Source organism: Sulfitobacter sp. LC.270.F.C4, assembly GCF_032922545.1.
GTDB lineage: Bacteria > Pseudomonadota > Alphaproteobacteria > Rhodobacterales > Rhodobacteraceae > Sulfitobacter > Sulfitobacter profundi.
The window spans coordinates 1,314,881-1,327,034 of record NZ_CP136692.1 but is presented as its reverse complement, the minus strand read 5'-3'; the positions used below and the strand labels follow the sequence as shown (position 1 = coordinate 1,327,034).

Annotated in this window: 10 protein-coding genes; 4 read left to right on the top strand and 6 right to left on the bottom strand. The window is 62.6% G+C overall.

The window, feature by feature from the left end:
- From R1T45_RS10375 to R1T45_RS10365, 3 genes are all read left to right on the top strand, one after another.
- Positions 1–681: an HdaA/DnaA family protein gene (locus R1T45_RS10375; RefSeq protein WP_317390767.1), complete on the top strand. Its 681-nt coding sequence runs from the start codon at positions 1–3 to the stop codon at positions 679–681.
- A gap of 61 nt (positions 682–742) precedes the next feature.
- Entirely contained in the window at positions 743–2,917 is a 2,175-nt protein-coding gene (locus R1T45_RS10370; protein ID WP_067626891.1) for an RNA degradosome polyphosphate kinase, read from the top strand.
- Positions 2,918–3,001: 84 nt separating this feature from the next.
- The gene (locus tag R1T45_RS10365; RefSeq protein ID WP_067626893.1) at positions 3,002–4,585 is read left to right on the top strand and encodes a Ppx/GppA family phosphatase; all 1,584 of its coding nucleotides are present in this window, start codon (positions 3,002–3,004) and stop codon (positions 4,583–4,585) included.
- Positions 4,586–4,591: 6 nt separating this feature from the next.
- Here R1T45_RS10365 and R1T45_RS10360 read toward each other — a convergent pair whose 3' ends face one another.
- From R1T45_RS10360 to scpA, 5 genes are all read right to left on the bottom strand, one after another.
- Entirely contained in the window at positions 4,592–4,957 is a 366-nt protein-coding gene (locus R1T45_RS10360; protein WP_236627351.1) for a hypothetical protein, read from the bottom strand.
- Positions 4,958–5,034: 77 nt separating this feature from the next.
- The gene (locus R1T45_RS10355; protein ID WP_317390766.1) at positions 5,035–6,036 is read right to left on the bottom strand and encodes an endonuclease/exonuclease/phosphatase family protein; all 1,002 of its coding nucleotides are present in this window, start codon (positions 6,034–6,036) and stop codon (positions 5,035–5,037) included.
- On the bottom strand, positions 6,036–6,716 hold the full coding sequence (locus tag R1T45_RS10350; protein WP_120351538.1) for a molecular chaperone DjiA: 681 nt from the start codon (positions 6,714–6,716) through the stop codon (positions 6,036–6,038). Before R1T45_RS10350 ends, R1T45_RS10355 begins: the two co-directional genes overlap by 1 nt.
- 51 nt (positions 6,717–6,767) lie before the next feature.
- Positions 6,768–7,289 carry a GNAT family N-acetyltransferase gene (locus tag R1T45_RS10345; RefSeq protein ID WP_132445210.1) on the bottom strand — a complete coding sequence of 174 codons (522 nt, stop codon included), beginning with the start codon at positions 7,287–7,289 and terminating at the stop codon, positions 6,768–6,770.
- On the bottom strand, positions 7,289–9,430 hold the full coding sequence (scpA, locus tag R1T45_RS10340) for a methylmalonyl-CoA mutase (protein ID WP_317390765.1): 2,142 nt from the start codon (positions 9,428–9,430) through the stop codon (positions 7,289–7,291). Before scpA ends, R1T45_RS10345 begins: the two co-directional genes overlap by 1 nt.
- 165 nt (positions 9,431–9,595) lie before the next feature.
- Between scpA and R1T45_RS10335 the strand changes: the two genes are divergently transcribed.
- A complete protein-coding gene (locus R1T45_RS10335; protein WP_120351541.1) occupies positions 9,596–10,051 on the top strand; it encodes a DUF4174 domain-containing protein in 456 nt (151 codons plus the stop codon).
- Positions 10,052–10,093: 42 nt separating this feature from the next.
- On the opposite strand, the gene R1T45_RS10330 is transcribed toward R1T45_RS10335, so the two are convergent.
- A complete protein-coding gene (locus tag R1T45_RS10330) occupies positions 10,094–12,139 on the bottom strand; it encodes an acetyl/propionyl/methylcrotonyl-CoA carboxylase subunit alpha (protein ID WP_317390764.1) in 2,046 nt (681 codons plus the stop codon).
- Positions 12,140–12,154 lie beyond the last annotated feature (15 nt).

Genomic DNA, 12,154 nt, shown 5'->3' with positions numbered 1-12,154 from the left:
ATGGCCCACCAACTCGGGTTGAACCTGCCCAGCCGGACGGCTCTGGGCCGCGACGCATTCTTTGTCGCCCCCTCCAACGCCATGGCGATGGCGATGATCGACGGCTGGCGCGGTTGGGCGGGCGGCAAGCTGGCGCTGACCGGGCCACAAGGCTCGGGCAAGACGCATCTGACGCATGTTTGGGCGGACCTGTCGGGCGCCCGCATCATCAGTGCTGCCGACCTGCTGGAGGCCGACATTCCCGCCCTCGCCCGCGGCCCCCTCGCCGTCGAAGATGTCCATCTGATCGCCGGGAACGCGGCGGCGCAAACGGCGCTCTTTCACTTGCACAACCTCGTGCTGGCCGAGGGGCAGGCGCTTTTGCTCACCGGCACGGGGCCGGTGGCCCATTGGGGGCTGACGCTGCCCGATCTGGTCAGCCGGATGCGCGGCGCCACGATGGTCGAAATGGAAGCACCCGATGACGCGCTGCTCTCGGCCCTGCTGGTCAAGCTGCTGGCCGACCGGCAGTTGACGCCGAAACCGGAACTGATCAACTACCTGATGACCCGGATGGATCGTTCCTTTGCCGCTGCCATCGCGCTGGTCGACCGGCTGGATGCCGCCAGCCTTGCGCAGAAGCGCCCGTTGACCCGCGCACTGGCCGCGCAGGTGCTGGACATCGCCCCGCCCCGCGCGTGATACTGGAATAATTAACGCAAGCCTTCGCAAACCCGTTACATTCCAATGTCATGAGGCCCGCATGACCCAAGCTGATTTCCTGCAAGCGCCCTTTCCGCCCGCCACCGATCTGCCCGAGCTTGATACCGCCGGGCCGGGCCGTTTCTTTAACCGTGAGCTAAGCTGGCTCGACTTCAACTGGCGGGTGCTGGAAGAGGCCGAGAACCCGCGCGTGCCGCTGCTGGAACGGCTGCGCTTTCTGTCGATTTCAGCCACCAATCTGGATGAGTTCTATACCGTGCGGGTCGCGGGGCTGCGCGAACTGGCCCAAGCGGGCAATACCACCGCCGCCGCCGATGGGCTGAGCCCCGGTGAGCAATTGGTGCTGATCAACGAAGACGCGCGCAACCTGATGATGTCCCAACAGCGTGTGCTGGTTGACCTCATGACCGAGATGGACGCGCAGAACATCATGCTGGAACGCGCCGCCGACCTGACCGAGGCGGACCACAAACATCTCGAAGGGGTCTTTCTCAACCAAGTCTTCGCCGTGCTGTCGCCGCTGGCGATTGACCCGGCACATCCCTTCCCCTTCATCCCCAACACCGGCTATGCGCTGGCGCTGCAACTGGAACGCAGCCGCGACAAACGCCCCCTGCAAGCGCTGCTGCCGATCCCCGGCCAGATCGACCGCTTCGTGCCCCTGCCCGCGCCCGACGGCTGCCTGCGCTACCTGCCGCTCGAAGACCTGTTGATCATCAACATCCCCAACCTCTTTCCGGGCTACAAACTCAAGGCGCATTTCGAATTCCGCGTACTGCGCGATAGCGATCTTGAGGTCGAAGACGAGGCCGAAGACCTCGTGCGCGAGTTCGAAGTCGCCCTGAAACGCCGCCGCCGCGGTGAAGTCGTGCGGCTGACCCATTCCGCAGGCGCCCCGGAAAAGCTGAAATCCGTCGTCATGCGCGAACTTTGCGTGCGGCCCCAAGACGTGATCGAAATCGAAGGCATGCTCGGCATCGCCGATCTGTCGAAACTGGTAACCGACGCCCGGCCCGACCTTCTGTGGCCGCAGTTCACCCCGCGCGTGCCCGAGCGCGTCAGCGACCACGATGGCGATATGTTCGCCGCGATCCGGCAAAAGGACATGCTGCTGCACCACCCCTATGAGACCTTTGATATGGTGGTGCGCTTCCTTGCCCAAGCGGCGCGGGATCCCGACGTGGTGGCGATCAAACAGACGCTCTACCGCACCTCGCGCGACAGCCCGATTGTCAGCGCGCTCTGCGAGGCTGCCGAGGATGGTAAATCTGTCACCGCCTTGGTTGAACTGAAAGCCCGCTTTGATGAGGCCGCCAATATCCGCCAGTCACGCCGCTTGGAACGCGCGGGCGCGCATGTGGTCTATGGCTTTCTCGACCTCAAGACCCACGCCAAGATCTCGACCGTGGTACGCCGCGAAGGCGATCAACTGGTGACCTATACCCACTACGGCACCGGCAACTACCACCCGATCACCGCGCGGATCTATACGGATCTGTCGCTTTTCACCTGCGACTCGAGCCTTGGGCGCGATGCCACGAAAGTCTTCAACTTCCTCTCAGGCTATGCCCCGCCAGAGCAGTTGGAAAACCTCGCCATTTCCCCCACCACGCTCAAGCCGCGCCTGCTTGAGATGATCGCCACCGAGGCTGACCATGCTCGCGCCGGGCGGCCTGCCGTGATCTGGGCCAAGATGAACGCCCTGATCGACGCCGAGGTGATCGACGCGCTTTATGATGCCAGCCAAGCGGGGGTGGAGATCAGCCTTGTCATTCGCGGCATCTGCGGGCTGCGGCCCGGCGTTAAGGGGCTGTCGGACAACATTCGCGTCAAATCCATCATTGGCCGTTTTCTGGAACACAGCCGCATTGTCTGTGTCGGCAACGGCCACGGGCTGCCGCATAAAAAAGCGCGGGTTTTCATGTCTTCCGCTGACTGGATGGGCCGCAACCTCAACCGCCGGGTCGAGACTTTGGTTGAGATCGAGAACCCGACCGTCAAGGCACAGATCACCAGCCAGATCATGGCCGCCAATCTGGCTGACGTGGCGCAAAGCTGGGTCATGGGGCCGGATGGCAAATTCACCCGGCCCGCCGTGCCGGAGGGGACGTTCGCGTTTAACTGCCACCGCTTCTTTATGGAAAACCCCTCGCTCTCGGGGCGCGGCAGCGCGGGGGCGTCGGATGTGCCCAAGCTGACCCATACCGAGGATTGACCTATGGAGAGGTCCGTTAGCAATTGACCTCACCGCGCCCCTGCGCCAATTATCCCTTCAAACGGATGGCCCGCAGGAGCATTGATGGCAGACCAGACCGACCCTTCCCGAGCCGCCCCCGTCCCTGAGACCGGCGTGGCGGAACTGGGCCTTTTCGCGAAACCGTTGTTTCAGGATCCGGGTGCGCGCGCGCTGGCGCGGGTGGGCGTGGTGGATGTGGGCTCGAACTCTGTCCGCCTTGTGGTGTTCGACGGCGCGGCGCGCTCTCCGGCCTACTTCTACAACGAAAAGATCATGTGTGCCCTTGGCGCTGGCATGTCTGAGACGGGCCACTTGTCGCCCGAAGGCCGCGCCCGTGCCCTCTCGGCGCTGCGCCGGTTCAGCAAGCTGGCCGATGGCATGGGCCTGTCGGAACTCACGGTCGTTGCCACCGCAGCGGTGCGCGATGCCAGCGATGGGCGCGAGTTCTGCGCCGATGTGCTGCGCGAAACCGGCCTGCGCATCTGGGTGATCGACGGCGAGGAAGAGGCCCGGCTTTCGGCCCAAGGGGTGCTGCTGGGCTGGCCCGGCGCTTACGGCCTTGTCTGCGACATCGGCGGCTCTTCGATGGAACTGGCGGAAATCTCTGGTGGGCGCGTCGGGCGGCGGGTGACCTCGCAACTCGGGCCGCTGAAATTGCGCGATCTCAAGGGCGGTGCCAAGGGGCGGCACGCCCATATCAAAGAGGTCATCACCGGCCTTCAGGAAAAGATGGGCAACCAGCGCGACCGGCTGTTCCTTGTGGGCGGCTCATGGCGCGCCATCGCGCGGATCGACATGTACCGCCGCGGCTATCCGCTGCATGTTCTGCATGAATACCGCATGACCGTGACCTCGGTCCGGGAGACAGTGAAGTTCATCCAAGCCTCTGATTTGGAAGAGTTGCGCAGCGCCTGCGGCGTGTCGTCGAGCCGGATGTCACTGGTGCCCTACGCCGCTGAGGTGCTGAGCCGTCTGGTCAAAACCTTCCGCCCCAAAGACATCGCCATTTCCAGCTACGGCATCCGCGAAGGCATGCTCTATGAGCAAATGCCGCAACGCCTGCGCGACCGTGATCCGCTGATTGAGGCCTGCTATTTCGCCGAAGCCAAAGACGCGCGGATGCCCGGCTTTGGTAAGGTGCTCTATAACTTCATCCTGCCGCTCTACCGCTCTGCCCCGCATGCGCGCAGGCGGTTGGTCAAAGCGGCCTGCCTCCTGCATGATGTCAGCTGGCGCGCGCATCCCGACTACCGGGCCGAGACCTGTTTTGACAACGCCACCCGCGCCAACCTTGGCGGGCTCAAACACGCGGAGCGGATTTATCTGGGGCTGGCGCTGCTGCACCGTTATTCCAACAAACGCGAAAATACCCGGTTCGAAGACCTTTATGAGATGGTCGACGAAAAGACCCGGTTGGAGGCCGAGATCCTTGGCAAGGCCATGCGCTTTGGTGCGATGCTCTGGATGGACAAGGGCGAACAGCGCGGCGAATTGCGCTGGTTCCCCAAGAAAAAGCAGTTGGAACTGTGGCTCACCCCCGACATGGTGCCGCTCTTCGGTGAGGTCGCAGAGGCCCGACTGAACTCGCTCGCCAAATCGCTTGACGCCGAAGTCCATGTGCGCACCGGCAAACGCCCTCCGAAATAGGCCGGGTTACAGGTCGATCTGGGGGGCAGGCTCGGTCGGCGTGTCTGGTGGCACCATCGGATGATCCGGCTTGCGGCGAATGATGATATCGCCGTTGGGCTGCATCTCGGGCGCTTGGTATGCGCTCCAGTCCTCGACCTCATCCAGCAGTTCCGTCAGCTTCGGCCCCATCTCGCGCGCAAAATCGCGCAGGGCGGGGCGCATGGCTTCGCTAAAGCCTTCGAAACCCTCCATGACCGGGCCCATTTCATCCATGATCCCGTCCATGAACATCTGCGCGCCGCGCTCCATCAAGCCGAGGCCGCGTTCTTCGGTGTCCTCTTGCGCGTGGGCCGCAAGCGGCAGCATCGTGCAAAGGGCGATAAGGGGCATGAAACGTGTCATGGAATTGATGTAGGCGGCGCGTTCGGGATTTCTAGTCTTCTGCCGATGCACGGGCACAAGCCCGCCTAAAGGTCGACATCCAGCGTGACCGGAAAGTGATCCGACGCCGCAAGAAGCGCATCGCGCAGGGCCACATTTTGCCAGCAAGCGGGGTCATCCATCGGGTGCCAAATCCGCCAGCGGGCATCGCGGGCACAGATTTGCGGGCTGACCATGATGTAATCCAACAGCGCCTGAAGGTAACGTTCCTCTGGTGCGATCCAAAACCGCGCGCTGGTAGGCGCGGCCCCCAACCGTCGGCTAAGCGCCTGTTTGGCATGCGGGTCAAAGAGCGCTGCCGCCCCCTCCCCCAGCACAATCTCGACCGAAGACCGCCCAAACAGGCTCTCGAACTCATCCAGCCCCGGCCCGTCGTTCAAATCACCCATCACCATCACGGGCCGATCTGCCGCCAGATGCGCATCAATCCGCCGCCTGAGCCAGATCGCCTGAGCCAATTGCTTGCGCCTATTGGCGATGGCGATGCGCAGCACATCGGCCTCCGACTTGGCCCCATGGGGCGCTTTGGATTTGAGATGCGCGCCGATCACCTGAAAGGCAAAGCCGGTCTTCGTGGTCACCTCCAACTCAAGCGGCGGTTTGGAGAAGACCACGGCATCCTCAGTCGCGTCTACGTCAAGATCAATCCGCAACGTCTGGTCAAAGCGCGGAGCGTCAACAGCCGACTGCGGCGCGTGGCGGGCGGTGAGCTTATCGGGGTCATAAAGCAGTGCAATCTCTTGCTCTGTATCGTTGGAAAACCCCATGACGGCCTCCCGCGCGCGGAGGGAAAACCGCGCGGCGAAATGCTTTAACGCTGCCACGGTGGACTGCCGCCGCCCCTGGTTCGGCGCCTCAATCACCATCACCGCATCGGCATCCAGCGCGCCGAAAACCAGCCCCAAAGCAGCCGTCTGCTGCGCACGGGTCACCTGATAGCGCGAAGACCATTCACCGTCGTCGTAGAGCTGATTGTCATCGTCAAAAAGGCTCGCGAACCACTCAACATTGTAGGTCGCGATGCGCATCAAGCGTGTTTGCCCGAGATCGTTTCCCACGCGCGGTTGATGTCGATCATGCGTTTCTCGGCCATCTTGATGGCCTCCTGTGGCAAGCCGCGCGCCACCAAGGCATCAGGATGGTTTTCGCGTACCAGCCGCCGCCACGCCTTGCGGGCTTCTTCGAGCGTGGCATGGGGGCCGATGCCCAGAACCGTGCGCGGCAGGGGCGAGCTGTCGGGCACGAACCGCGCTTTGAGCGAGGCAAAAGCCTCCTCTCCCATGCCAAAGATCGCAGCCACATCTTCGAGAAAGGCGTTTTCATTCGGGTGATAGACGCCATCCGCCATGGCAATGTGAAACAGCCCCTCCATCAGATCATGCAGCATCTCGGGCTGGTCGTTGAACATGCTGGCGATGCGTTTGGCGTATTCCTCAAACCCGGTGACATCCTGCCGCGCAAGGTTAAAGACCCGCGCCGCTCCGTCCTGATCCCCTTCGGCAATTTGGAAGACCTCGCGAAAGGCCGTCACCTCGTCGCGGGTCACCAGCCCATCGGCCTTGGCCATCTTCGCGCCCAAGGCGATGACTGCGATGGTAAAGGCGACCGAGCGTTCAGGCGGGCTGCGCAGACGGTCAAAGACAGCCGACAGCCCCTCGCCCGCGGTGAGGGCTGACAAAGCTTCGGAGATGCGCGTCCAGATCGACATGGGCTGACCCTTTGGTATTCGGCCCCAGCTTAACCGCTGGCACCGGGGAAGTCAGGATGCTGACAGGGTTTTTTGCATCAAGATCAGATCAAGCCATTGCCCGTGTTTGCGCCCGACTTCGGGCATCCGGCCAACCTGCGCAAAGCCCAGTTTTTCATGGAAAGTCACAGCCCCCGGATTGGCGCTGCTGATCGCGGCAACCATGACGTGATGGCCCTGCGCCGCTGCCGCCTCGACCGCCCGCGTCATCAGGCCGCGGCCCAGCCCCTGCCCCTGTGCCGCGTCCGCCAGCACGATGCTATGTTCGACCGTCGCGCCGTAGCCCGGACCGCCGCGAAAGCTGCCGTAGGTGACAAAACCCATGACTTGCCCTGAGTCTTCGGCCACCCAAAACGCGTCGGCGCGGGTGGCGATCAGCGCGGTGATATCCTCTGGCGTCTTTTCGTCGGTGGTAAAGGTCGAGAGGCTGTCGCGGATCATGCCGTTCCATAGGCCCGCCACGGCAGCGGCATCGCGCCGCTCTGCGAGGCGGATCGCGCGGCCCGTTTGGACCGCGCCCGTTTCAGCCTGCATCACTTCCGGGTCTCGCGGATCAGCTTGAGGATATCCTGCGCAGCCGTCGGGATATTCGTCCCCGGGCCAAAGATCGCCTTGACGCCCGCGTCCTCCAAAAACTTGTAATCCTGCTGCGGAATGACCCCGCCACAGATCACCAGAATATCCTCGGCCCCCGCATCTTTAAGCGCCTGAATAAGCTGCGGTGCCAATGTCTTGTGCCCCGCCGCTTGGCTAGAGATGCCGACAACATGAACGTCGTTGTCCACCGCATCCTGCGCCGCTTCGGCAGGGGTCTGGAAAAGCGGGCCGACATCCACGTCAAAGCCGATATCGGCGAAGGCGGTGGCGATCACCTTGGCCCCACGGTCGTGCCCGTCTTGGCCCATCTTAACCACCAGCATGCGCGGGCGGCGGCCTTCGGCCTCGGCAAACTCATTGACCGATTTCTGGATGTCGGCAAAGCCCGCGTCTCCCTCATAGGCCGCGCCATAGACGCCTGAGAGGGTTTTGACCTCGGCCCGGTGCCGCCCGAATTCCTTCTCCATCGCCATGCTGATCTCTCCCACTGTGGCGCGCGCGCGGGCGGCTTCGACCGCCGCGTCGAGCAGGTTGCCGCCCTCGGCGGACCGCCGTGTCAGTTCCGCCAAGGCGGCGGTGCAGGCGTCCTCGTCCCGCTCGGCCCGGATACGCTCCAGCCGCGCCACCTGACCAGCGCGGACCTTGACGTTGTCGACATCCAAGATGTCGATCGGCTCTTCCTTGTCGCGGCGGTATTTGTTCACGCCGACGATCACCTCGGTGCCGCGGTCGATGCCCGCCTGACGCTGCGCCGCGGCTTCCTCGATCCTGAGCTTCGGCATGCCAGAGGCCACGGCCTTGGTCATGCCGCCCATCTCCTCGACTTCTTCGATCAGCTTCCACGCGGCCTCGGCCAGATCGGCGGTCAGTTTCTCGACGTAGTAGCTGCCTGCCAGCGGGTCGACGACATTGGTGATGCCGGTCTCTTCCTGCAGGATCAGCTGGGTGTTGCGGGCGATACGGGCGGAGTGTTCCGTGGGCAGGCCAATGGCCTCGTCCAGTGAGTTGGTGTGCAGCGACTGGGTGCCGCCCAGCACCGCCGAAAGCGCCTCGTAAGCCGTGCGCACGACGTTGTTGTAGGGGTCCTGCTCGGCCAGGCTCACGCCGGAGGTTTGGCAATGAGTTCGCAACATCGACGACTTGGGGTTTTTCGGCTCGAACTCCTCCATCACCCGCGACCAAAGCAGACGCGCGGCGCGCAGTTTGGCGGCCTCCATGAAGAAGTTCATGCCGATGGCGAAGAAGAAGCTCAGGCGCGGTGCAAAACGGTCCACATCCATGCCCGCCGCAATCGCCGTGCGCACATATTCGCGCCCGTCCGCGATGGTGAAGGCCAGCTCTTGCACGAGGTTCGCGCCCGCCTCTTGCATGTGGTAGCCCGAGATTGAGATCGAGTTGAACTTCGGCATATGATCCGAGGTATATTCGATGATGTCCCCGATGATCCGCATCGACGGTTCCGGCGGGTAGACATAGGTGTTGCGCACCATGAATTCCTTGAGGATGTCATTCTGGATCGTCCCCGAGAGCTTGGCGCGGTCATGGCCCTGCTCTTCGCCCGCGACGATGAAATTGGCGAGGATCGGGATCACTGCGCCGTTCATCGTCATGGAGACCGAGACCTGATCCAGCGGAATGCCGTCGAAGAGGATTTTCATATCCTCAACCGAATCGATGGCCACACCGGCCTTGCCGACATCGCCCTCAACGCGCGGGTGATCGCTGTCATAGCCCCGGTGCGTTGCCAGATCAAAGGCCACCGAAACACCCTGCTGCCCGGCGGCCAGCGCGCGGCGGTAAAAGGCGTTGGATTCCTCAGCCGTCGAAAAACCTGCATATTGCCGGATCGTCCAAGGACGGCCCGCGTACATCGTCGCCTTCACGCCGCGCGTAAATGGCGCTTCGCCGGGAATGCTGCCGAGATGCTCCAGCCCGTTCACGTCGTCGGCGGTATAGAGCGGTTGTACGTCGATCCCCTCCAACGTCTTCCACGTCAGATCATCAAGGCTGCGTCCGCGCAATTCGCCCGTGGCCAGTTCCTGCCAGCGTGTCTTGGCGTCCTTTTGGTTGGATGTCATATGCTTGTCCTTCTCCCTTAACGCCGGGCGGCAGGCATGGGCCTGCGCATCACCGGCGGCTGAATTGTCACGGGGCGCGCCCTCACGGGGATAAATGCCCCCTGCGGCGCTTTGCCCTTCGCAAAATGGTACAGGCCCCCTATATCTGAAGGGACAGGAGCCTTGATGAAACGTTTGATCTCACTAGTTTTTGCAGGATTGATCGCCAGCACAGCGATTGCCCAAGGGGCCGATACCCCGATGGAGGATCCGCTGTTCCTGCCCGCCGATATGGCCGATCTCAGCGCCTTCCAATGGAAAAAGCGGCCCGTTCTGGTCTTTGCCAATTCCGAGAACGATCCGGCATATGTCGCGCAGATGGAATACCTCCGCGACCGCGAGGAAGAGTTGCGGTTGCGTGATGTCATCGTGCTGACCGATACCGACCCTGCCGCGCGCAGTGCGCTGAGGCTGCGGATGCGCCCGCGGGGCTTCATGCTGGTGCTGGTCGACAAGGAAGGCCAAATCGAGCTGCGCAAACCCTTTCCATGGGACGTGCGCGAGATCACCCGCAGCATCGACAAGATGCCGCTGCGCCAGCGTGAAATCAGAGAGGCAAAGGAGCGCGACGTCATCCGTTGATGCCCCGCGCCCTGCCCGCCCTGATCGCCAGCGCATCGCACCCTATTCGAACTCCATGATGACATCGTCCACCGCAAGGCTGTCGCCCGCGCCAGCGTTGACCTTGCTCACCACGCCCTTCTTCTCGGCGCGCAGGATGTTCTCCATTTTCATCGCCTCGATGGTGCAGAGCGCTTGGCCCTCTTGGACCTCATCGCCCACTTCCACGTCGAGTTTCACCACCAGACCCGGCATCGGGCAGAGCAGCATCTTGGAGGTGTCGGGCGGCAGCTTCTCGGGCATGAGGGCCGCCAGTTCCGCCTGACGCGGGGTGCGGACATGGACTTTCAGATCCGCGCCGCGGGTGCGGATGCGAAAACCGCCAGAGATTTTGCCAACCTTCAGCACCAAAGGCGCGCCATCGACGGTCATTTCGGCCAGTTGGTCGCCCGGTGTCCAATCGCCGCTGACGCGCATTTCGCCGCCGTCGCCAAAGGCCACCGTCGCCCCTTCGGGATCGGCCTTGGTGACCACGTCGAAACTCTCGCCCTGCAGCTTTACGTTCCAATCGCTGCCGACCTTGCGCTCGTGGTTGTCCATCCGGCCCGAGACACGCGCGCGGCGAATTTCGCCTACGCGGTGCATCGCAGCGCAGGCCGCAGCGATGCGGCGCAGCTCGCCCTCAGGCAGGGTCACACCCTCGAAACCTTCGGGATATTCCTCGGCGATGAAGGCGGTGGTCATCTCGCCCGAGACGAATTTCGGGTGATCCATCACGGCAGAGAGAAACGGCAGGTTATGCCCGATGCCCTCAACCTCGAAACTGTCGAGCGCCACGCGCATCTTCTCAATCGCCTCTTCGCGGGTCGGGGCCCATGTGCAAAGCTTGGCGATCATCGGGTCGTAATACATCGAGATTTCGCCGCCCTCAAAGACGCCGGTATCGTTGCGCACGGCCATCTCGCCGCTCGGTGCATCGCCCTGCCAAGTGCCTTGCTCCAGCAGCGGCCCGGCGGCCACTTCCTGCGGCGGGCGGTAGCGGGTCAGACGACCGATGGACGGCAGGAAACCACGGTAAGGGTCTTCGGCGTAGAGCCGGTTTTCGATGGCCCAACCGGTCAGGGTCACGTCATCTTGGGTGATCGACAGTTTCTCGCCATTGGCGACGCGGATCATCTGCTCGACCAGATCAACACCGGTGATCAGTTCGGTGACCGGGTGCTCCACCTGAAGGCGGGTGTTCATCTCAAGGAAGTAGAAATTCTTGTCGCCATCGACGATGAATTCCACCGTGCCCGCGCTGGTGTAGCCCACGGCCTGCGCCAGTGCGACGGCCTGCTCGCCCATGGCTTTGCGGGTCTCTTCATCAAGGAAGGGGCTCGGTGCCTCTTCGACGACCTTTTGGTTGCGGCGCTGGATCGAACACTCCCGCTCGCCCAGATAGATACCATTGCCATGCGCGTCGCAGAGCACCTGAATTTCAATGTGGCGGGGCTGGGTGACGAATTTCTCGATGAAAATCCGATCATCCCCAAAGGAGTTTGCCGCTTCGTTCTTGGACGATTGGAAACCTTCGCGGGCCTCTTCATCATTCCAAGCGATCCGCATGCCCTTGCCGCCGCCGCCAGCCGAGGCTTTGAGCATCACCGGGTAGCCGATCTCGTTCGAAATTTTCACGGCCTCGTCGGCGTCTTCGATCAGACCCATATAGCCCGGCACGGTCGAGACACCCGCCTCCTGAGCAATCTTTTTGGAGGTGATCTTATCGCCCATCTTTTCAATGGCGCCAACGGGCGGGCCGACGAAAGCCACGCCAACAGCGTCAAGCGCCTCGGCAAACTTGCTGTTTTCGCTGAGAAAACCATAGCCCGGATGGACCGCCTGCGCGCCGGATTGTTTCACGGCCTCCATCACCTTGTCGATGACGATATAGGACTGGTTCGCGGGGGGCGGGCCGATGTGAATGGCCTCATCCGCCATTTCCACATGCAGCGCCTGCGCATCCGCATCGGAATAGATCGCTACGGTGGTCAGACCCATCTTCTTAGCGGTCTTGATCACGCGGCAGGCGATTTCGCCCCGGTTGGCAATGAGGATCTTGTCAAACATCAGCAGTTCCTTTGA

Coding starts and splice junctions, on each gene's coding strand:
- R1T45_RS10375 (WP_317390767.1), top strand. CDS start 1: ATGGCCCACCAACTCGGGTTGAACCTGCCCAGCCGGACGGCTCTGGGC.
- R1T45_RS10370 (WP_067626891.1), top strand. CDS start 743: ATGACCCAAGCTGATTTCCTGCAAGCGCCCTTTCCGCCCGCCACCGAT.
- R1T45_RS10365 (WP_067626893.1), top strand. CDS start 3,002: ATGGCAGACCAGACCGACCCTTCCCGAGCCGCCCCCGTCCCTGAGACC.
- R1T45_RS10360 (WP_236627351.1), bottom strand. CDS start 4,957: ATGCCCCTTATCGCCCTTTGCACGATGCTGCCGCTTGCGGCCCACGCG.
- R1T45_RS10355 (WP_317390766.1), bottom strand. CDS start 6,036: ATGCGCATCGCGACCTACAATGTTGAGTGGTTCGCGAGCCTTTTTGAC.
- R1T45_RS10350 (WP_120351538.1), bottom strand. CDS start 6,716: ATGTCGATCTGGACGCGCATCTCCGAAGCTTTGTCAGCCCTCACCGCG.
- R1T45_RS10345 (WP_132445210.1), bottom strand. CDS start 7,289: ATGCAGGCTGAAACGGGCGCGGTCCAAACGGGCCGCGCGATCCGCCTC.
- scpA (WP_317390765.1), bottom strand. CDS start 9,430: ATGACATCCAACCAAAAGGACGCCAAGACACGCTGGCAGGAACTGGCC.
- R1T45_RS10335 (WP_120351541.1), top strand. CDS start 9,596: ATGAAACGTTTGATCTCACTAGTTTTTGCAGGATTGATCGCCAGCACA.
- R1T45_RS10330 (WP_317390764.1), bottom strand. CDS start 12,139: ATGTTTGACAAGATCCTCATTGCCAACCGGGGCGAAATCGCCTGCCGC.